We start from the raw sequence: 20,935 nt of genomic DNA on the forward strand, positions 1-20,935 counted from the left end.
GCCTTGGTAGGCCATCACCCCACCAACAAGCTGATAGGCCGCGGGCTCATCCTTCACCGCCGGAGCTTTTAACCCCCCGCCATGCGGCAGGAAGTGTTATCCGGTATTAGACCCCGTTTCCAGGGCTTGTCCCAGAGTGAAGGGCAGATTGCCCACGTGTTACTCACCCGTTCGCCACTAATCCACCCCGAAGGGCTTCATCGTTCGACTTGCATGTGTTAAGCACGCCGCCAGCGTTCGTCCTGAGCCAGGATCAAACTCTCCATGAATGTTTACCCGTAATCGGGTGCACACACACGAAAGAGCGGGACGACCAGACCGGAATAAGGCCGGTCGTCCACAGCGTCCTCGCTGTGTAAATTGCCTGCCCAGCCACCAGGGCGGAACAGGACTTTTCAAAGGAACCTCGATCCACCGAAGTGGACGGGGTTGTCAATCTGGCGTTGACTTTTGGCACGCTGTTGAGTTCTCAAGGAACGGACGCTTCCTTCGTACTCACCCTCTCGGGCTTTCCTCCGGGCGCTTCCCTTCGGTATTTCGTGTTCCCGACTCTATCAGACTCTTTCGTGTCCGACTTCCTCGGCGCCTTTCGGGTTCTCCCTCTCGGGTTTCCCTTTCCGGCGGCTCCGACTCTATCAGATCCTTTCGGGCCTGATTCCCGGTCTCCCGGGGCCAAGTCGGCTTGTCTTCCCGGCTGTTGGGCCGTTCGGACTCCCGAACTCTAGCGGACTTTCCCGGTTACTCGTAATCGAGGTTTCGGGCCCGATCGAATTATTTTCGGCAAGCCGAAAAAAGCCCCGGTCGGGGATCGTGCTGAGTTGGGTTGCCGCAGAATCTGCGGCGGACGGTTGTTGCAGAACCGTACCGGCTCCGCGACAACTCGAAGAACCTTACGGATCGGGGAGGGCCGTGTCAACTCGGGCCCGGAGGTCCTCAGTCCAGGTCGGTGAGGCGTCCGCCCGCGTCCGGCTGTGCGTGTTCCACCCGGCGGAGCAGGCGGATCAGCAGTCCGCCGAGGAGGCCGCGCTCCTCGGGGGAGAGGTCCTGGAGGAGGTCCTCCTCGAAGTCGCTGGCCATCCGCATGGCTTCGAGCCACTTCGTACGGCCCTCGTCGGTCAGCTCCACGATGACGCGGACCCGGTTGTTCTCGTCGCGGTCGCGGGTGACCAGGCCCTCGCCGGCCATGCGGTCGATGCGGTGGGTCATGGCGGCCGGGGTGAGGCCGAGGCGCTTGGCGAGTTCGCCGGGGCCCAGGCGGTAGGGCTCCCCCGCCAGGAGCAGGGTCTTGAGGACCTCCCACTCGGCGTTGCTGATGCCGAGGGCGGCGACCTGGCGGCCGTACGCCACGTTCATCCGGCGGTTCAGGCGGCCCAGGGCCGAGACGACCTTTTCCACCTGGGGGTCGAGGTCCCGGTACTCCCGCTGGTACGCGGCGATCTGCTCGTCGAGGGTCGGCTCCTGGGGGCCGTCGGGCTCCGTGGGCTCGGTGGTCTCAGGCATGTCGCGAGTATGGCACGGGGTGCGTTGGCATCTAAGTCCTTGAGTGTGTATTGTTAAGGATCTAATTTTAGTGTTGAAGTCTTCAGAGCTGAGCCCTTCAGGTTCAAGTCCTCCAAGCTTCCAGACCTCAAGGTGGTGAGTGTGACCAAGGCGATGGGTGCAGCGATGCGCCGGATCCAGGCAGGTAACGCGCTGAGCGCGTTTGGACTCGGGTTCACCGTTCCGTACCTCTATGTGTACGTGGCTCAGGTGCGGGATCTGGGTGCGACGACGGCCGGTGTCGTGCTCGCCGTCTTCGCCATGGCCGCGCTCGTCGTGCTGCCGTTCACCGGCCGCGTCATCGACCGGCGCGGGCCGCTGCCGGTGCTTGTGGGCGCCGCGGTGCTCGCCTCCCTCGGTGCGCTGAGCATGGGCTTCGCCGCCGGCGTGCCCGCGGCGGTGGCCTCGGCCGCGCTGCTCGGCGCGGGCACCGCCGTGATGCAGCCCGCACTTGCCACGATGATCGTCTGGTGCTCCGGCACCACGACCCGCACCCGCGCCTTCGCCATGCAGTTCTTCCTGCAGAACCTCGGTCTCGGCATCGGCGGTCTCATCGGCGGCCAGATCGTGGACAAGAGCCACCCCTCCAGCTTCACGCTGCTCTTCTCCATCGAAGCGGTGATGTTCCTGGTGCTCGCCGGGATCGCCGCCTCCGTGAAGATGCCGCACTCGGCGGTCCTCTCGGACGCGCGTCCCAAGGGTGAGCAGGGCTCCGGCGGCGGGATCCGGGCGATCCTGGGGCACCGGGCGATGGTGCAGCTGTGCGTGCTCGGGTTCGTGCTGTTCTTCGCCTGCTACGGGCAGTTCGAGTCGGGTCTCGCGGCGTACGGCACCGAGGCCGCCGGGGTGCAGCCGGCCACGCTCGGGATCGCGCTGGCCGCCAACACGGCCGTCATCGTGGTCGCGCAGTTCCTGGTGCTGAGGTTTGTCGAGCGCCGGCGCCGCAGCCGCGTCATCGCGTCGGTCGGTCTCATCTGGGCCGTGGCGTGGATCGCGGCCGGTTACGCCGGGCTCGGGCACGGCAGCCAGGCGATGGCGACCGCCGCCTTCGTCTCGACGTACGCGCTCTTCGGGCTCGGCGAGGCGATGCTGTCGCCGACCGTGGCGCCGCTGGTCGCCGACCTCGCCCCGGAGTCGATGGTCGGGCAGTACAACTCGGCGTTCGCGCTGGTCAAGCAGTTGGCGCTGGCGGTCGGTCCGGCGGTGGGCGGGCCGATGGGGGCCGCGCTGCACGGCCCGTACATCGTGACGTTCGTGCTCTTCTCGCTCGGCATCACCGTGCTCGCGCTGCGGCTCGGCAAGAACCTGACGCCCGCGCAGGACCATCCGTTGCGCGCGGCGGGCTCGCGCGTGGTGGCCGTGCACAAGCCCGAAGCGGAGCAGGTGCCTGCCTGAAAGGTGCCTAGCCCGGCAGGGCGAACTCGCACCACACCGCTTTTCCGCCGCCCGGTGTGCGGCGCGAACCCCAGGACGAGGCGATCGTCGCGACGATCGAGATGCCTCGTCCTGCTTCGTCTCCGGGGTCGGCGCGGCGGCGGCGCGGCAGGTGGTCGTCGCCGTCCGTCACCTCGATGATCAGGCGCCGGTCGGTGCGGCGCAGTCTGAGGCGCATCGGCGGGGTGCCGTGCTGAAGGGAGTTGGCGACGAGCTCGCTGGTGGCCAGGACGCCCAGGTCGCGCAGTTCGACCGGGAAGCGCCAGGAGGCGAGGACGCCGGAGGCGAAGGCGCGGGCGCGCGGGGCGGCTTCGATGCCGCCGAGCAGGTCGAGCGCCGCGTTGTGGAAGAGCTCGGCGGCGGGGCCGGTGCGGGCGGGGTGCTGGCAGACCAGGACCGCCACGTCGTCGTCGTGTTCGGCGGTGACGCCCAGCGAGCGGATCAGGCGGTCGCACACCACTTGCGGGGTGCCGGCCGCCCCGGACAGCGCCCGCTCCAGCGCGGCCATGCCCTCGTCGATGTCCTCTCCCCTGCGCTCGACCAGGCCGTCCGTATAGAGGACGGCGGTCGCGCCGGGCGGCAGGGCGATGGTGCCGGAGGTGTGCAGCCAGCCGCCGGTGCCGAGCGGGGGGCCCGTCGGGTCCTCGGCGCGGTGGACGGTGCCGTCCTCATGGCGTACGAGAACCGGCAGGTGGCCCGCGGACGCGTACACCAGGCGGCCTTCGTTGGGGTCGTGCACGGCGTAGACGCAGGTGGCGATCTGGCTGGCGTCGATCTCGGCTGCCAGGCCGTCCAGGAGCTGGAGCACCTCGTGCGGCGGCAGGTCGAGGCGGGCGTACGCCCGGACCGCGGTGCGCAGCTGGCCCATCACGGCGGCCGCGCGCACGCCGCGGCCCATCACGTCGCCGATGACCAGGGCGGTGCGGCCGGCGCCGAGGGTGATCACGTCGTACCAGTCGCCGCCGACCGCCGCGTCCGTGCCGCCGGGCTGGTACGTGCAGGCCACCCGCAGGTCGTCGGGCTGCTCCAACTCCTGTGGGAGCAGGGAGCGTTGGAGGGTGACGGCGGTTTCGCGGTGGCGCCGTTCGCTGGCGCGCAGCCGTTCGGCGGCTTCGGCGTGGTCGGTGACGTCGGCGGCGAAGACGAGCACGCCGCCCTCGCTCCGGCCCGGGATCTCCACCGGGGTGCAGGTCACCGTGTACGAGCCGGCGCCCTGGGTCTTGCGGGACTTGACCGTACGGGGCTTGCCGCTGCGCAGCACCTGGTCCATCAGCGGGAGCAGGCCGAGCTCGGCGAGCTCGGGCGAGACCTTGGCGGCGGGGGCGCCGAGCGGGCGGGTGCCGAAGGCCGCGGCGTAGGCGTCGTTGACGTACGCGATGCGGTGCTCGGGGCCGTGGAGCAGGGCGACCAGGGCGGGGAGCTGGCCCAGGACGTCGCGCACGGAGAGGTCGTCCAGGACGGGTGGCTGGGCCGCATCGTCCGGCCAGGGCTGCGGCTGCGGCCCCGACTCACCGCGGGCCGCGGGCACGGAGCCCCGGTCGGCGCGGTCGGTCCGTGCTGCGGAGCGGCGCTGCGTACCGGGGAGCCGGGCGCTCCAACGCGTGAAGTTCACGGTGTTCCAAGCCTCGTGTGTTGCTGCGGGTGCTGTGCTGCCGGTGCTGGTGCGGTGCTGCTGGTCGCGGATCACTCTGTGCAGGTGTGGGTCCACCTATGGTCACACGTCCAGTGTGACCGACCGCACTGACAACCGTCAGTTCTCCTGGGGGGCGGGGCCCTTGGCGGGCGGGCCGCCGCCGGCCGCGATCTCGAATTCGGCGCGCGGGTGTTCCAGCGAGCCGAGCGAGACGATCTCGCGTTTGAAGAGCCCGGCGAGCGCCCATTCGGCCAGGACGCGGGCCTTGCGGTTGAAGGTCGGGACGCGGCTCAGGTGGTAGGCGCGGTGCATGAACCAGGCCGGGTAGCCTTTGAGTTTGCGGCCGTAGACGTGGGCGACGCCCTTGTGGAGGCCGAGGGAGGCGACCGAGCCCGCGTACGTGTGGCGGTACTCCTTGAGCGGGGTGCCGGCCAGGGCCGCGGCGATGTTCCCGGCGAGCACCTTCGCCTGGCGTACGGCGTGCTGGGCGTTGGGCGCGCACTCCTTGCCCTTCTCTTGCGACGTGAGGTCGGGGACGGCGGCGGCGTCGCCGGCCGCCCAGGCGTGGGCGACGCCCTCGACCCGCAGGTCGGCGGTGCACACGAGCCGGCCGCGCTCGTTGCGCGGCAGGTCGGTGGCAGCGAGGATCGGGGCGGGCTTGACGCCGGCGGTCCACACGACGGTGCGGGTGGGGAAGCGGGAGCCGTCGCTGAGGACGGCGACCCGGTTCTCGCACGTGTCGAGCCGGGTCTCCAGGCGTACGTCGATGTTGCGGGCGCGCAGCTCGCGGATGGCGTACCGGCCCATCTCCGCGCCGACTTCGGGCAGGATCTTGTCGCTGGCCTCGACGAGGATCCACTTCAGGTCCGCGGGCTTGACGTTGTGGTAGTACCGCGCGGTGTAGCGGGCCATGTCCTCCAGCTCGGCGAGCGCCTCGACGCCCGCGTAGCCGCCGCCGACGAAGACGAAGGTGAGGGCGGCGTCGCGGATGGCGGGGTCGCGCGTCGAGGAGGCGATGTCCATCTGCTCGATGACGTGGTTGCGCAGGCCGATGGCCTCCTCGACGGTCTTGAAGCCGATGGCGTAGTCGGCGAGTCCCGGGACCGGGAGGGTGCGGGAGACCGAACCGGGCGCGATGACGAGTTCGTCGTACGTGAGCCGGACGGCGCCGGTGCCGTCCTCGGGCGAGGCGAGGGTGGTGACGGTGGCGGTGCGCTGGGCGTGGTCGATCCGGTCGGCCGAGCCGATGACGATCCGGCACTTGTCCAGGACCCGGCGCAGCGGGACCACGACATGGCGCGGGGAGATGTTTCCGGCCGCCGCCTCGGGCAGGAACGGCTGGTACGTCATGTACGGCTCGGGCGTGACCACGGTGATCTCGACGGCGCCGCTCTTCAGCCCGGCTTTCAGCTTCCGTTGCAGGCGCAGCGCTGTGTACATCCCGACGTATCCGCCGCCGACCACGAGAATGCGCGCAGGTTCTGTCACTACCCCATGACGCAACGGGCCCCGGGCTTTGTCCACAGGCCCGACAAATTGTGTGACTGGAAGGCGCTGCTGCGGCGGCTGGCGCATTCTCCTCTCCGGGGTGAGAAATGTGCAGGTCAGGGGGTGGGTGACACGTGATGTGCGGGGTCCGATTCCGTCAGGTTTCGGTCCTTGGTCCGATCGGGGGGCACACCGTGCGGAAGAACCCCTTCTGAATTGACTCCGGCTCAACTATGTTCGTATCTCGTCGGAGTGTCGGGTCAGGGACCGGTCTCCGGCTGTCAGGGCGGGGAGTCTCCGGGGGGAGACGTAATTACCGGGGGATAAATGCACATTCAGGACTCTCATTGGCAGACCGCCGTCGCATCGTCCGACGGCAACGGCCGGGTGGCCACCGGCCTGAGCGCGGGCGGATCGCGTTCCGCGCCGCTGCGGGTGGACGCCCAGCGCAATCTTGAGCACGTACTGCGTGCCGCCCGCGAGGTGTTCGGCGAGCTCGGTTACGGGGCGCCGATGGAGGACGTGGCCCGCCGGGCCAGGGTCGGCGTGGGCACCGTCTACCGGCGGTTCCCCAGCAAGGACGTGCTGGTGCGCCGGATAGCCGAGGAGGAGACCTCCCGGCTGACCGACCAGGCGCGTACGGCGCTCGGCCAGGAGGAGGAGCCCTGGTCGGCGCTCTCCCGGTTCCTGCGCACGTCGGTGGCCTCGGGCGCGGGCCGGCTGCTTCCGCCGCAGGTGCTGCGGGTCGGGGTGGACGCCGAGGAGCCCGAGGCCGTACGGGACGGCGTTGACGAGGTGCGGGTGCCGCAGCAGCGTCAGGTCGGCTCGGCCGGACCGGCTGCCGAGCAGGGGCCGGGCTGGGGCCGGGTGATCGAGCCGCGGACGTCTCCGGAGCAGGGGCTCGACGACGCGGGCGCGGCCGAACTGCTGGAAGTGGTCGGCCAGTTGGTGGACCGGGCGCGGGCGGCCGGCGAGCTGCGCGGCGATGTGACCGTCGCCGATGTGCTCCTCGTGATAGCCACGGCGGCGCCCTCACTGCCGGATGCCGCCCAGCAGGCCGCCGCGTCGGCGCGGCTCCTCGACATCCTGTTGGAGGGGCTCCGCTCCCGCCCGTCCTGAGCCTTGACCGCCGCGCCAACTGCCGTACGTAATACGGCAGTTGGGCGCGGCGACCAGAGCGGCCGAGCCTTCGGGACTTCCCCGAAAGGGTGATGGCTAGTGCTCGGGTGCGGTAAGTCTCCCCGGATGAGTGGTTGCCGGGCCTGAGACTCGGCTCCGCTTGCGCTCTGTGGCACGCTTGCCCGGTGGTCGGGTCTGGGCGTGCTTACGGGAGCTTCCGCTATGGGCGTTGAAGAGCGGGACGAGTCGCGCTCAGGCGGCGGTCCGGAATCCGGTGGGCCGGACGGCTCGCCGCCGTCCCCGCAGGTGCCGAGCCAGGGCGGACCGAGCGGTTCGGCGGGCGGGCCCGCGCCCGTTCCCGGGCCGAGTTCCGGAGAATCCGCTTCCGGTCCCGGCGGCGACGCCGGGCTCGGCGGGACGGTGCTGCCGGGGCCCTGGGGGCCCATGGACGGCATCGGGGACCCGGGCACGAGCGTGCCGCCACAGCGCGAGGGCGGGTTGCGCGAGGGTGCGCTGATCGAGATCGCGGAGCTCGGGAAGTCCGACGCCGATCTGATCCATGCGATGCGGGCCGGCGACGACGGTGCGTACGAAGAGCTCTTCCGGCGCCACTCGAACGCGGTGCGGCGCTACGCCCGCAGCTGCTGCCGGGACGCGCACACCGCCGAGGACCTGACGGCGGAGGTCTTCGCGCGCACGCTCCAGGCGGTGCGCGGCGGGGCCGGGCCCGAACAGGCCGTGCGCGCCTATCTGATGACGACCGTGCGCCGGGTCGCGGCCTCCTGGACGCGGACCGCCAGGCGCGAGCAGCTGGTGGACGACTTCGCGGTCTTCGCGCAGGAGGCCGCGCGCTCATCGGAGGTGTCCGACGACGACACCGTCGACCTCGGCGCGGATGTGCGGGCCATGCACGAGGCCGAGCAGACGCTGGCCATGCAGGCGTTCCGCTCGCTGCCGGAGCGCTGGCAGGCGGTGCTGTGGCACACCACCGTCGAGGAGGAGTCGCCGAGCGAGATCGCGCCGCTGTTCGGACTCACCGCCAACGCCACGGCGGTGCTGGCCAGCCGGGCCCGGGAGGGCCTCAAGCAGGCGTACCTCCAGGCGCATGTGTCGACCGCGCTGACCTCCGGCGGGGACTGCGCGCACTATGCCGACCGGCTCGGCGCGTACGCACGGGGCGGGCTGCGGATGCGGGCCGAGCGCGGGCTCAGCAAGCATCTGGAGGAGTGCGCGAAGTGCCGGTTGGCGGTCGTCGAGCTCAAAGACGTCAACGCCGGGATTCCGGCGCTGCTTCCGGTCGCGGTCATCGGCTGGTTCGCCGCCGGGTTCTCGCTCAAGGCCGCCGGAGTGGTGGCGGGCGGTGCCGCCGGGGCCGCGGGCGCGGCGGCCGCGACGGGCGGCGGTTCGTCCGGCAGTACGGCGGGGGGTGCCGCCGCCGAGGGGCTCGGCGCCCCGGCCAAGGCCGGTATCGCGGCGGCGGTCGCCGTCGCGGTGGCGGCGGGTGTCGTGTTCGCGCTGACCGGCAACCACGCGGCGCCGCCGAAGCCCGACGCGAAGCCGCCCACGGTGGTTCCGGTCGTACCGCACAAGCCGCCGCCCACGCCCGAGCCGCCCGCCCCGCCCGCGCCGGCGCCCACACCGCCGCCCAAGCCGGTGCACAAGCCGTCGCCCCGGCCCGCGCCGCCGAAGCCGGCCCCTCCCAAGCCGACCCCACCCCGCCCGACGCCGCCCGAGCCGACGCCGCCGCCTCCCCCGCCGCCCGCCGCGACCGTGTACCAGGTGAACCGCCTGCAGTACGGGGCCTTCGGTGACGGCACCAAGCCCGAGGTGCGGCTCGGCGAGTCGAGCTGGCTGTGGCAGCGCTCGGGCATGCGGATCGGCGACAAGAGGTATCCGCACGGGGTGACCGTGCACGGCCGGTCCTCGGTGACCATCGACCTGAACCGCCAGTGCCGTACGTACGACGCCTTCGCGGGCCTGGACCATCTGACGATGGGGCTCGGGACCGTGCGGTTCTCGGTGTACGGGGACGGGGCCAGGCTGTGGCAGTCGCCGGTGCTGCGCGGCGGCGACCCGGCGGTGCCGGTGCACGCCGACCTCACGGGCCGCCGGACGATCCGGCTCGTCGTGGAACCGCAGGGCGCGTTCGGCGGGGCGGCACTGGCCGACTGGGCCCAGTCGGAGATCAGCTGCCAGTGACGGGAGCCGCCGGTCAGGGACGTGAGGCCGCCCGTGCGGTCACGGCGTCCAGTACGGGTGGGACCTGCGCGGGCGTGAGTGCGGCGCCCCCGGTGTGCTCGGCCTCGTACGTCTCGGGGGTGAGCGCCTGGCGGGCTCGTGCCGTGACGGACTCCTCGATCGCCAACTCCGGTACGGAACGGGGTATTTGGGCCCGCCAGGCGGTCGCCGCGGCCAGCACCCGTACGGCGCGGGCGTGCTCGCCGAGGTCGCCGATGAACTGGGCCGCGCACTCGGCGAGGTAGGCGAGGACCGCTTCCGGGCACTCGGCGCCGACCGCCGCGCGCAGGGCATCGGCCAGGCCCCGCAGGCCCGCCGCGGGGCCGGACTCGGCGGCGGTGACCCGGGCGTTCAGGGCGTCGAGCACCGCGGTGAAGTGCGCGGGGGCCGAGCCGGCCCGGACACCGCCGCGGGCCCGGTCGCTCAGGGCGCGCGCGGCGGCGGTGTCGCCCCGGTCCAGGGCGATGGTGGCGAGCAGCGAGTGGACGTACGGCACGGCGTCGGGCGCGCGGTAGCGCTCCGCCTCCGCCTCCGCTTCGGCGAGTGCCTTCTCGGCGGACTCCACATCGCCCGTCCGGTAGGCGATTTCGCCGGAGCGGGCGGTGAGGAACGGGGTCTCGTGGTGGGCGCCCAGCTCGCGGGCGAGCTGCAGCGCCTCCTCGTACGCGGGGCGCGCCTGCTCGGGCCGGCCGCGCATCATCGCGGCCTCGCCGGTGGCGCCGGCGACCTGGGCGCGCAACCAGCGGTCGCCGACGCGGCGGCCGAGTTCGCGCAGTTCGGCCAGGTCGGCGTCGATGCCGTCGAAGCCGCCGGGGCTGTCGACGGTGAGGTGGGCGCGGAACAGCAGCGCCACACCGGTCGCCCAGTCCTCGCCGTACTTTCGGCAGTTGGCGACAGCGGCGTCGATCGACTTGCGCACCCCGGCGGGGGTCGCGGTGTGGAAGGACGTGAACGGCCAGAGCAGCCCCGGAAAGCGGGCCGCCTCCGGCCCGCCCGCCCCGAATACCTCCCCGAGCTGTCCGAGCCGCTCCTGCGCGGCCGGAGCGGTGAGCTCTTCGATGTCGACGGTGTCGGCGAGCAGGAAGTAGCGGAGCAGATCGAGGCGGAGCCGGGGCCAGTGGCCGGGGCCGTGCTCGTCGGAGGGGGTCGGCGAGAGCGCGGCGATGGCCCCGGCCCAGGCGGCGCCTTCGGCCCGGTAGTTGCGCAGCCACCAGAACCAGCCCATGGCCAGGGCGAGTTCGGTGGCGGCGGGCTCGTCGGCGGCGGGCCCGGTGGTCGCGCGGCGCAGCGCGGCCCGGATGTTGTCCAGGTCCGTCTCCAGGCGGCGGATCCACGGGAGTTGCTCGCGCGAGCGGATGTGGGGCTCGGCGCGGCGGACCAGTTCGCGGTAGTACGCCGTGTGGGCGTCGGCCGCCTCGCGCAGCACCTCGGGGGTCTCGGCGGCCCGTTCGGCGGCGTACTCGTGGATCGTCTCCAGCATGCGGAAGCGCATGCCGCTGCCGTCGTCCGCGGGGACCGCGATGACCAGGGACTTGTCGACCAGGGCCGCGAGGTCGTCGGGGCCGGCGCAGACCGCCTGGGCGGCGGCGAGGTCCCAGCCGCCCGCGAAGACGGAGGCGCGGCGCAGGACCGCGCGTTCGGGTTCGTCGAGCAGGTCCCAGGACCAGTCCACGACGGCCCGCAGGGTCTGCTGACGGGGCAGTACGGTACGGCTCCCGCTGGTGAGGAGGCGGAAGCGGTCGTCCAGGCGGTCGGCGATCTGACGCGGGGTCAGCAGACGCAGCCGAGCGGCGGCCAGTTCGATGGCGAGGGGCAGTCCGTCGAGGCGCCGGCAGATCTCGGCGACGGCCTCGGGGTCTGCGCCGGGGTCGAAGTCGGGGCGCACGGCGCGGGCGCGTTCGGCGAAGAGGCGGTGGGCCGGGGCGGGCGGCAGCGGCTCGACCGGGCGGACCGCCTCGCCGGGAACGCCGAGGGGTTCGCGGCTGGTGGCCAGGACGCGGAGGTCCGGGCAGTGGGTGAGCAGCGTCTCGGCGAGGTGGGCGGCGGCGTCGATGACGTGCTCGCAGTTGTCCAGGACGAGCAGGGTGCCCGGGCGCCGCGAGAGGTCCTCGATGAGGCGGGCGGTCGGGTCGCCGGGGGCGGCCTGCTGACCCTCCCGCCCCAGCAGGGCCGTCTCGCGCAGCCCGAGCGCGGAGACCACGGCGCCGGGGACGGCCTCGGGGTGGTCCAGCGGGGCGAGCTCCACGAGCCAGGCGGAGGCGGCTGCCGGGCGGGCCTTCGCGGGGGCGCCCGGGGTCGTCGCGAACGCCCCCGACGCCACCTGTTCCGCAAGCCGGGTCTTCCCCGTGCCGCCCGGGCCGGTCAGGGTGACCAGGCGGGATCCGCGCAACTCCGCGCGGATCGCGGCCAGTTCGGGCTCGCGGCCCACGAACGAGGTCAGGCGGGGGCGGATGTTGCCTGCGAGCGGCGATGCGGGCGCGGCGGGCTCTTCCAGCAACTCGGCGTGCAGGGAGGCCAGTTCGGGCCCGGGGTCGGTGCCGAGGGACTCGGCCAGGGTGCGGCGGGTCTTCTCGTACGCGGCGAGGGCATCGGCCCGGCGGCCCTCGGCCCGCAGCGTGCGGATCAACTGGGCGTGCAGGGTTTCGTCGTACGGGTGCGAGGCGAGCAGTTCGGTCAGCTCGGGGAGCAGCCCGCCGGTGGCGCCGCGCTGGATGTCGGCCTCGACGCGGTCGCGCAGCGCGGCCCGGCGCTGGGCCTCGGGGCGTACCGCGGCGTCGCGTTCGGGGAGGTCCGCGAGGGCGGGGCCGCGCCACAGCGCGAGGGCGGCGCGCAGGGTGCGGGCGGCGGTCTGGGGGTCGCCCGCGGCGAGCTGGGCGGCGCCCTCGGCCGCCCGCTCCTCGAATGCGTACAGGTCGATCTCGTGCGGCGCCGCGGCCAGCCGGTAGCCCGCCGGGCCGGACTCGACGGCCTCCTTGCCGAGGGCGCGGCGGAGCCGGCCGACGAGGGCCTGCAGCGCGGCGGGCGCGTCCTTGGGCGGATCGTCCGCCCATACGTCGTCGATCAGCGTGGGTACGGGCACGGGGCGGGTGGGGTGCAGGGCGAGGGCGGCCAGCAGGGCGCGCACGCGGGGACCGCCGAGGGGGATGGCGGTGCCGGTGTCGTCTCGCGCCTCCGTGACGCCCAGGATCAGGTACCGCACGAGGCCATTGTGTCGTGCGGGGCGGAGTTGAGGGGCGGGCCCTCCCCCGAGGCCGGGCTTCACCCGTGCGCGGTGCCGCCGCCGGGTCCCGCCCGCCGGTGGGACGACACCCGCCTGCGGCGGGCAGACGTTTCCCGCCCGCCCGTTCTGCCCATGCACAGGCCTGGCCACCAGTGGGTGGGTGCCGCCCCCTTGGCGGCCGTCCGCCGGTGGCACGCGGGCCCTCGCGTCAGGAGCGCAGCGTCGGGCGCCTCGGTGGCGCCACTCCGCCCGCCACCGCCCGCTGCCGCGGCGCGGCCGTACCCGTCCAGCAGGTGCCCCGGCGGGAGAGGAGGCGGCGGAGCCAGAGTTCCGTGGAGATCAGGTCGGCCAGGCCGTCCAGCGGGAGGGGCTCGCCCGCCGCCGCCGCGCGCACCGCCTTGCGTACGGTGCGGGCCTCGATCAGGCCCGCGTCCGCGAGCAGCGGGGCTTCGAAGAGGGAGACCAGCGGGTCGGCGGCCAGCCGCAGGCCCGCTCGGGCGGCGGCCGCCGAGGGGGCGTGCGAGGGGGCGCCCCAGCCGGGCGGCAGGTCTCGTACGCCGGACGCCGAGAGCACCGTGCGCAGGATCGTGGCGCGGGCGCCCGGCTGGACCCGCAGGGATTCGGGCAGGGCGCGGCAGGCGCGGACGACCTGGTTGTCGAGGAAGGGCGCGTGCAGGCGCTGACTGCGTACCTCGGCAGCCTGTTCGAGGATGCGGTGGTCGGCGGCGTAGCGGGCGAGGGCCGCTCCGGCGCGGGCTTCGCCGGGGCGCTGCGAGGGGGCCGGGCGGGTCGCCGAGGCCATCAGGCGAACCGATACTTCGGCGAGTGCTTCCCCGGTGAGCCAGCGGGCCGCCGGACCCGGGCGGGTCCAGGACAGGGCGGCAAGCGAGATCGAGAGCGGGCTTCCTGGATCGTCGAACTGGGGCTCGCGCAGCGCGTCGGCGGCCGATTCGATGCCGGTGCGGTAGGGCGTACGGGCCAGGCGCCGGGCGGCGCGGTAGACGGTGAGCGGGACGAAGAGGGAGTTCGCCGAGGGGCCGCCCGCCTTCGCCAGGGCGGTGGCCGGGCGGAGCAGATGGCGGCGCTGACGATCCATCAGGAGGTCGGCCAGGCGCGCCGGATGGGCGTCCAGGACCTGGCGGGCGCCGCTGCCGGTGAAGTGGTCGGCGCTGCCCGCCAGGAGGCGGCGCCGGTGGCGGGCGGCGGCGATCAGCGAGGGACCGGGCTCGTCGGTGAGCGGACCCTCCAACTCGGCGTAGGGCAGCGACTCTTCGGACCCGGTGACGACGACGTGGTGCAGGCGCGGGTTGGCGGCCATCGCGCCGGCCCGTTCCAGTTCGGCCTGGCGGCCCGCGCCGGGCACGGCGAGGTCGTTGAAGGTGACGGCGAGCAGGCGCTCGCCCGCTCCGGTGCCGTGGCCGAGGACGGTGCCGGGTACGCCCGGGAGTCCGGCGGCGAGCAGGGCGAGGGTGGCGGAGGCGGGGCCGCCGGAGAGGTCGGACCCGATGCCGGGGGCCGGGCCCCCGCGGGCGGCGCGCCGCTCGGCGGGGCCCATGCCGGGGACCGGGCCGGGGTCGGGCGGCAGGGTCTCGGGGGCGTGCCGCGGCGCGGTGAGTCTGGCCCGTACCGCCGACACCAGGGCGTCGCGCACGCCGTCCACCGCGGCGGCGGTCTCCCGCTGGGGCGCGGCCACCGCGAGGGAGGCGACCGGCTCGTACCCGGTGATCTCGCGCGAGCCCTCGCGCAGGACGAGCGCGTGGCCGGGCGGGATGCGCCGGACCCCCGCGTAGGGGGTCGAGTCGCCGAGCGCCTCCGGCACGTCGGGGCAGGCGAGCAGGGCGGCGAGGTGGCCGATGTCGAGCTGGGCCTCGATGAGGTCGGCGAGCGGAAGTGCCGCCGTTCCGTAGGCGGTTCCGCCCGCCCAGGGGGTGTAGAAGACGGGCCGGGCGCCCGCGAGATCGCCGACGACCGTGACGCGGCGGGCCACTTGGGCGATGGCCGTGTAGCTGCCCGGCCAGGCGGAGAGGTGGCGCAGTGCGCCGCCGCGCGCGGCGAACAGGCCGACCCTGAGCTCCTCGTCGGTGGCGGCGCAGCAGCCGAGTACGGCGAGGCGGGTGTCGGCGCCGACACTGACCACCCGGATCTCGTCGGGGCGCCAGTCGCCCACCGCCCACAGCGGATCGGGGTCGCCCCACAGGAGCTGGGCGCCGACGGGGTGGACGGTGCGGCCCTCCTCGGGCTCGCCGACGGAGCCGGCCGTACTGGAGCCGGCCGTACCGAAGGAGGCCGTATCGAAGGAGGAGCCCGCGCGGAAACTTGCGGCGACGCTGCTCCACCCCACCAACCACCGCATCGCCGCCTCCACAGGCTGTGGACAACTCGTGGACAACATTCAGCACGGACCGAAGGGTCCGGGACCCCATGCTGCCACGACAACGGCGCCCGGGAGGGACCCCGGGTATCGCGCGCAACAAGTGAATTCGCCCCGGCCGATGGCCGATTGGCGTCGTTCCGGGGGCGTACGGGACAGCGCCCGCGCGATCACGGAGGCCCCCCTGAGCCTCCGGGCGACGGTCGATATTCAGCCATTCTCGGGCGGCTGAAGCTTCACCACCACCGGCTCGGGGGACACCGAAAACACAGTCCGGGAGACGCTGTCCGCCTCCCGGACCGGTCCGCCGCCCGCGGGGATTGAGGCGGCGGCTTCCCCCAGCCCACTGGATCCAGTACAGCGGGCCGACCCACGCACCACACATGGAAGCGCTCCCCCGGCGGACCGGCGAGAGCGCACGGCCGGGCGCACGGCCACACGGCGGGAGCGCGACGGCGGCCGGCCCGCCGCACCCCCGGCGCAACGGCGACCGCGACCACTTCGCGACGACAGGTGTCGGCAGTCGTCCGTACGGAAAGCAATCTCGCCATACGGAAGACCGCCTCTTAACGGTCGGGATGCGGCGAACTACGCTGTGTTTACTGCTGTTCTCCACGGGTGGCATATTCCCGGGGGCTCGGCCACATGCTTTTGCGGCCGACGAACCGGACACCACACCACCCGGGGAACGCCGTCTGTGTCGAGGGGTGGCTCATGTCCAGGGAGCAACGCGGGCCGAACGAGAAGCTCGGCACCGTTCTCGCCCTCGCGGGAATCAGCAACGCGGGCCTCGCGCGACGGGTCAACGACCTCGGCGCGCAGCGCGGTCTGACCCTTCGCTACGACAAGACCTCCGTGGCCCGGTGGGTCTCCAAGGGCATGGTGCCCCAGGGCGCCGCGCCCCATCTGATCGCGGCGGCGATCGGCGCCAAGCTGGGCCGGCCCGTCCCGCTGCACGAAATCGGCCTCGCGGACGCGGACCCGGCCCCCGAGGTCGGGCTCGCCTTCCCGCGCGACGTGTCGGAGGCGGTGCGCTCGGCGACCGACCTGTACCGGCTGGATCTGGCCGGGCGGCGGGCCGGCAGCGGCGGCATCTGGCAGTCCCTCGCCGGTTCCTTCGCGGTCAGCGCCTATGCGACACCCGCCTCCCGCTGGCTCATAACCCCCGCCGACTCCTCGGTGGCCCGCAGTGCCGAACCCGGCGATCTGCCACCGCTGAAAGTCGGCCACAGCGATGTCGCCAAGCTGCGCGAGGCGGCCGAGGACGCGCGCAGATGGGACTCCAAGTACGGCGGGGGCGACTGGCGTTCGTCCATGGTCCCCGAATGCTTACGCGTCGACGCAGCCCCGCTGCTGCTCGGCTCGTACAGCGACGAGGTGGGGCGCGGACTGTTCGGCGCGACCGCCGAACTGACCAGGCTCGCCGGGTGGATGGCCTTCGACACCGGCCAGCAGGAAGCCGCCCAGCGCTACTACATCCAGGCGCTGCGCCTGGCGCGCGCGGCGGCCGACGTCCCGCTCGGCGGCTACGTCCTGGCCTCGATGTCGCTCCAGGCCACCTACCGCGGCTTCGCCGACGAGGGCGTCGACCTCGCGCAGGCCGCCGTCGAACGCAACCGCGGGCTCGCCACCGCCCGCACCATGTCCTTCTTCCGCCTGGTGGAGGCGCGCGCCCACGCCAAGGCGGGCGACGGGCACCCGGCCGAGGCCGCGCTGAAGGCCGCCGAGTCCTGGCTGGAGCGCTCGCGGGAGGGCGACTGCGACCCGTCCTGGCTCGGCTTCTACTCCTACGACCGCTTCGCGGCGGACGCCGCGGAGTGCTACCGCGACCTGAAGGCGCCCCGGCAGGTGCGCCGCTTCACCGAGCAGGCGCTGTCGCGGCCCACCGAGGAGTTCGTCCGCTCGCACGGGCTGCGTCTGGTGGTGAGCGCGGTGGCCGAGCTGGAGTCGGGGAACCTGGACGCCGCGTGCGCGGCGGGCACCCGGGCGGTGGAGGTGGCGGGCCGCATCTCCTCGGCCCGCACCACGGAGTACGTACGCGATCTGCTGCACCGCCTGGAGCCGTACGGGGACGAGCCGCGGGTCGCCGAACTGCGGGAGCGGGCGCGGCCGCTTCTGGTGGCTCCGGCGTAGATCACTTCCACTGGGCGTTTACCGGGATTGTCAGTGGGTCAGTGCAGTATGTGGAGGAGGGGATCCGGGGCGGTCCTCCGGGAAAGACGCGGCCGGGGCGGGAGGTGTGTGGGTGACGACGTACGACTGCGATGTGCTGGTGGTCGGCGGCGGAATCGTCGGCCTGTCGACGGCCTACGCCCTGAGCCGGGCCGCGCCCGGGACACGGGTGGTCGTCCTGGAGAAGGAGAGCGGCCCCGCCCGGCACCAGACCGGGCGCAACAGCGGAGTCATCCACAGCGGCATCTATTACCGGCCGGGCTCGCTGAAGGCGCGCTTCGCGGTGCGGGGCGCGGCCGAGATGGTGGAGTTCTGCGCGCGGCACGGCATCGCGCACGAGGTGACCGGCAAGCTGATCGTGGCGACCGAGCGCGCCGAGCTGCCGCGGCTGCACGCCCTGGTCCAGCGCGGCCGTGAGCACGGCATCCCGGTGCGCGAGCTCGGCCCGGCGCAGATAGCGGAGTACGAGCCGGAGGTCCGCGGCCTCGCGGCGATCCACGTCGGCACGACGGGGGTGTGCGACTACCGGGCGGTGGCGGCCCGCCTCGCGGAGCTTTCCGGCGCCGAGGTGCGGTACGGCGCGGAGGTCGTACGCATCGCGCGGCGCCCCGCGCAGGGCGTCGCGGTGCGCACCGCCGACGGCACGGTGCTGCGCGCCCGGGCCCTGGTGAACTGCGCGGGCCTGCACTGCGACCGGGTGGCCCGGCTCGCGGGCGACGAGCCGGGCGTGCGGATCGTGCCGTTCCGCGGCGAGTACTACGAGCTGGCCCGGCCCGGTCTGGTCAAGGGCCTGGTCTACCCGGTGCCCGACCCCGCCTTCCCGTTCCTCGGCGTCCACCTCACCCGGGGCGTCGACGGCTCGGTCCACGTCGGCCCCAACGCCGTGCCGGCCGCGGCCCGCGAGGGCTACGACTGGCGGACGGTGCGCCCCGGCGAGCTGGCCGGCACCCTCGCCTGGCCCGGCACCTGGCACATAGCCCGCAGACACTGGCGGTACGGCGCGGGCGAACTGCACCGCTCGCTCTCCAAGCGCGCCTTCACCGAAGCGGTGCGCCGACTGCTCCCCGCCGTCGAGGAGACCGACCTGCGCACCGCCCCGGCGGGCGTGCGAGCCCAGGCGGTGCTGCGCGACGGCACGCTGGTGGACGACTTCCTGATCCGCGAGACCCCGCGCACGGTCCACGTCCTGAACGCCCCGTCCCCGGCGGCGACGGCATCGCTGCCGATCGGGAGGGAGGTCGCGGACCGGGTCCTCGCAACCCTGGGCGCGCATTAAAGGGGCGCAGGGAACTGCGCGACCAGCCACCCACAACCCGCACCCAACCGATCAGCCGCGGAAGCACCCCGCCCCACCGGGGCAGCCCGGGGTCCGGGGCCGGGCCCCGCCGACAGCAGGGTCGTAGAATTGACGGCACTGTGTCTGAGCCAATCCGCACCCCAGTAGACCCCGCCCGCCAAGTCCTGCCGCGCGACAAGGCGCCCCGCTTCCCCGGCGGCCCCGCCGCCGACCCGGCGGGCTCGCACCACGAACGCCGCATCCGCAGCTTCCAGCCCCGCCGCAGCCGGGTGACCACCGGCCAGGGCGAGTACCTGGAGCGGCTGTGGCCGGTCTGGGGCTTCGACATCGACGGGCTGCGGAAGATCGATCCGGCCGAGATGTTCGACGGCCTTCCCGTCGTCCTGGAGATCGGCTTCGGCATGGGCGAGGCCACCGCGCAGATGGGCGCGGAGGACCCGTCGACCGGCATCCTCGCGGTGGACGTGCACACCCCCGGCCAGGGCAACCTCCTCGGCCTCGCCGAGCGGGCCGGTCTGAGCAACATCCGGGTGGCCAACGGCGACGCGATCATCCTGCTGCGCGAAATGCTGGAGCCGGACGCCCTGGACGGGCTCCGTGTGTACTTCCCGGACCCCTGGCCCAAGAAGCGCCACCACAAGCGCCGCCTGATCCAGCCCGAGTTCCTCTCGCTCGCCGCGACGCGGATGAAGCCCGGCGCCGTACTGCACTGCGCGACGGACTGGGAGGAGTACGCCGAGCAGATGCTCGAAGTGCTGACCGCGCACCCCGACTTCGAGAACACGGTGGCGGGCGGCGGCTACGCGCCCCGGCCCGCGTTCCGGCCGCTGACCCGGTTCGAGGGGCAGGGCCTCGACAAGGGCCACGTCGTGCACGACCTCCTCTTCCGCCGGGTCGGGCACAGCGGGTAGTGCGGGTAGTGCGGGTAGTGCGGACACCGTCGCGCATTGTCAGTGACCCTCGTTAGGGTCGTCTGGTGTCCTTCGAGCCGCTTCCGCATCGCCCGCACCCCGGGCAGCCGCCCCAGCAGGCCGGCCCGGCCTGTCCTGGCCGGCCGGTTCCGGCGTGCGCGGACGAGCCGCGGTTCGAGGCCGTGCCGCCCGACCGGGCGAAGTGGCGCTACCGGCCGCGCCGCGACTTCTGGCGCTCCAAAGCGGTCCGCGCGGGCGCGCTGATCACCCTGCTCGCGCTGTGCGGTCTGGTCATCCTCGCGCTCGTACGGGCACAGACCGGCACCGAGGGTTTCCTGGTCGGGCTCGGGCTCGCGGTGCTGCCGGTGCCGCTGCTCGGGGCCGCGTTCCGCTGGCTGGACCGGGTGGACCCGGGCCCCTGGCGCAACCTGCTCTTCGCCCTGGCGTGGGGCGCCTGCGCCGCCGCGCTGGTGGCGATCATCGCCAACTCGTTCGCGACGCGCTGGATAGCCACGGCCACCGCCGACCCTTCCTCGGCCGATCACCTGGGCGCCGGCGTGATAGCCCCGGTTGTCGAGGAGAGCGCGAAGGCGGTGGCCGTACTGCTGCTGTTCCTGTTCCGCCGACGCGACTTCACGGGCATTGTCGACGGCGTGGTCTTCGCCGGTTTCACCGCGACGGGCTTCGCCTTCACCGAGAACATCCTCTACCTGGGCAACGCCTTCGGCGAGGACCAGGCAAGTCACAGCGCTGGCCTTGCCTCGACCACGGCTGCGACCTTCTTCGTCCGGGTCGTCATGTCGCCGTTCGCGCATCCCCTGTTCACCGTGCTGACCGGCATCGGCTTCGGCGCGGCCGCGCTCTCGCCGCCGGCAAAGCGGCTGCGCCGCATCGCGTTCCCGCTGTTCGGTCTGGTGCTCGCGATGGGCATGCACGCCCTGTGGAACAGCTCGACGCTGTTCGGGGTGTACGGCTTCTACATCGTGTACGGGGCCTTCATGGTGCCGGTGTTCGGGCTGCTCACCTGGCTCGCGATCTGGAGCCGGCAGCGGGAGTTGCGTACGGTCGCCGCCGAGCTGCCCGCGTACGCGGCGGCCGGCTGGCTCGGGCCAGTGGAGCCGCTCGCCCTGTCCTCGATGCGGGCCCGCGCCACCGCGCGGGACTTCGCCCACCACAGCTTCGGCGGGAAGCCCGCGGCGCGGGCGGTCGCCGAGTACGAGGCGTTCGCGACCTCGCTCGCCTTCCTGCGGCACCGGGCCTACCGGAGCGCGGGCGCGACCGGCCCGGACCCCGACTTCGCGGCCCGCGAGCAGGAGCTCCTCCACCATCTGTGGGAGCGCAAGCCGGTCGCAGCCCCGGCGCTGCTGTACGCGGCGCAGGCGACGGGCCGGATCTGGCTGCCCCCGCAGTTCGCCCCGCCGCACCCCTATACCCAGCACGCGCAGTACGCGCCGTACGGTCAGCCGGGCCCGCTGCCGGGCCCGGCGCAGTACAACCCCTACCTACGCTGAGG

The 20,935-nt window shown here is 73.3% G+C and carries 12 protein-coding genes and 1 rRNA gene; 7 read left to right on the forward strand and 6 right to left on the reverse strand.

Annotated elements, in window-relative coordinates:
* Both ACIBK6_RS03695 and ACIBK6_RS03700 read right to left on the reverse strand, forming a co-directional pair.
* Window positions 1-269: ribosomal RNA gene (locus ACIBK6_RS03695) — 16S ribosomal RNA — on the reverse strand; the annotation flags it as partial.
* A 664-nt stretch (window positions 270-933) separates the two neighbouring features.
* Window positions 934-1,500 carry a MarR family winged helix-turn-helix transcriptional regulator gene (locus ACIBK6_RS03700; protein ID WP_399048476.1) on the reverse strand — a complete coding sequence of 189 codons (567 nt, stop codon included), beginning with the start codon at window positions 1,498-1,500 and terminating at the stop codon, window positions 934-936.
* Between the two features lie 153 nt (window positions 1,501-1,653).
* Here ACIBK6_RS03700 and ACIBK6_RS03705 point away from each other — a divergent pair, with 153 nt between their 5' ends.
* The gene (locus tag ACIBK6_RS03705; RefSeq protein WP_399049294.1) at window positions 1,654-2,934 is read left to right on the forward strand and encodes an MFS transporter; all 1,281 of its coding nucleotides are present in this window, start codon (window positions 1,654-1,656) and stop codon (window positions 2,932-2,934) included.
* A gap of 7 nt (window positions 2,935-2,941) precedes the next feature.
* Here ACIBK6_RS03705 and ACIBK6_RS03710 read toward each other — a convergent pair whose 3' ends face one another.
* The gene (locus tag ACIBK6_RS03710; RefSeq protein WP_399048478.1) at window positions 2,942-4,585 is read right to left on the reverse strand and encodes a SpoIIE family protein phosphatase; all 1,644 of its coding nucleotides are present in this window, start codon (window positions 4,583-4,585) and stop codon (window positions 2,942-2,944) included.
* A gap of 138 nt (window positions 4,586-4,723) precedes the next feature.
* Window positions 4,724-6,094, reverse strand: a complete 1,371-nt coding sequence (locus ACIBK6_RS03715) for an NAD(P)/FAD-dependent oxidoreductase (RefSeq protein WP_399048480.1) — start codon at window positions 6,092-6,094, stop codon at window positions 4,724-4,726.
* Window positions 6,095-6,421: 327 nt separating this feature from the next.
* Between ACIBK6_RS03715 and ACIBK6_RS03720 the strand changes: the two genes are divergently transcribed.
* Window positions 6,422-7,213, forward strand: coding sequence for a TetR/AcrR family transcriptional regulator (locus ACIBK6_RS03720; RefSeq protein WP_399048482.1), 792 nt, complete (start codon window positions 6,422-6,424; stop codon window positions 7,211-7,213).
* Window positions 7,214-7,435: 222 nt separating this feature from the next.
* Window positions 7,436-9,412 (forward strand): sigma-70 family RNA polymerase sigma factor, encoded by a 1,977-nt coding sequence (locus ACIBK6_RS03725; RefSeq protein ID WP_399048484.1) that lies wholly within the window; start codon window positions 7,436-7,438, stop codon window positions 9,410-9,412.
* 13 nt (window positions 9,413-9,425) lie between these two features.
* Here ACIBK6_RS03725 and ACIBK6_RS03730 read toward each other — a convergent pair whose 3' ends face one another.
* Both ACIBK6_RS03730 and ACIBK6_RS03735 read right to left on the reverse strand, forming a co-directional pair.
* Window positions 9,426-12,650: an ATP-binding protein gene (locus ACIBK6_RS03730; protein ID WP_399048486.1), complete on the reverse strand. Its 3,225-nt coding sequence runs from the start codon at window positions 12,648-12,650 to the stop codon at window positions 9,426-9,428.
* 229 nt (window positions 12,651-12,879) lie between these two features.
* Entirely contained in the window at window positions 12,880-15,024 is a 2,145-nt protein-coding gene (locus ACIBK6_RS03735; protein WP_399048487.1) for an asparagine synthase-related protein, read from the reverse strand.
* A gap of 732 nt (window positions 15,025-15,756) precedes the next feature.
* On the opposite strand from ACIBK6_RS03735, the gene ACIBK6_RS03740 reads away from it, so the two are divergent.
* The 4 genes from ACIBK6_RS03740 (at window position 15,757) to ACIBK6_RS03755 (ending at window position 20,933) form a co-directional block, all read left to right on the forward strand.
* Window positions 15,757-17,175, forward strand: a complete 1,419-nt coding sequence (locus tag ACIBK6_RS03740; RefSeq protein ID WP_399048489.1) for an MFS transporter — start codon at window positions 15,757-15,759, stop codon at window positions 17,173-17,175.
* Window positions 17,176-17,287: 112 nt separating this feature from the next.
* A complete protein-coding gene (gene lhgO / locus ACIBK6_RS03745) occupies window positions 17,288-18,490 on the forward strand; it encodes an L-2-hydroxyglutarate oxidase (RefSeq protein WP_399048491.1) in 1,203 nt (400 codons plus the stop codon).
* A 152-nt stretch (window positions 18,491-18,642) separates the two neighbouring features.
* A complete protein-coding gene (gene trmB / locus ACIBK6_RS03750; RefSeq protein ID WP_399049295.1) occupies window positions 18,643-19,422 on the forward strand; it encodes a tRNA (guanosine(46)-N7)-methyltransferase TrmB in 780 nt (259 codons plus the stop codon).
* Between the two features lie 65 nt (window positions 19,423-19,487).
* Entirely contained in the window at window positions 19,488-20,933 is a 1,446-nt protein-coding gene (locus ACIBK6_RS03755; RefSeq protein ID WP_399048493.1) for a PrsW family intramembrane metalloprotease, read from the forward strand.
* Window positions 20,934-20,935 lie beyond the last annotated feature (2 nt).

This window comes from Streptomyces sp. NPDC050485, assembly GCF_044458185.1.
Taxonomy (GTDB): Bacteria; Actinomycetota; Actinomycetes; order Streptomycetales; family Streptomycetaceae; genus Streptomyces.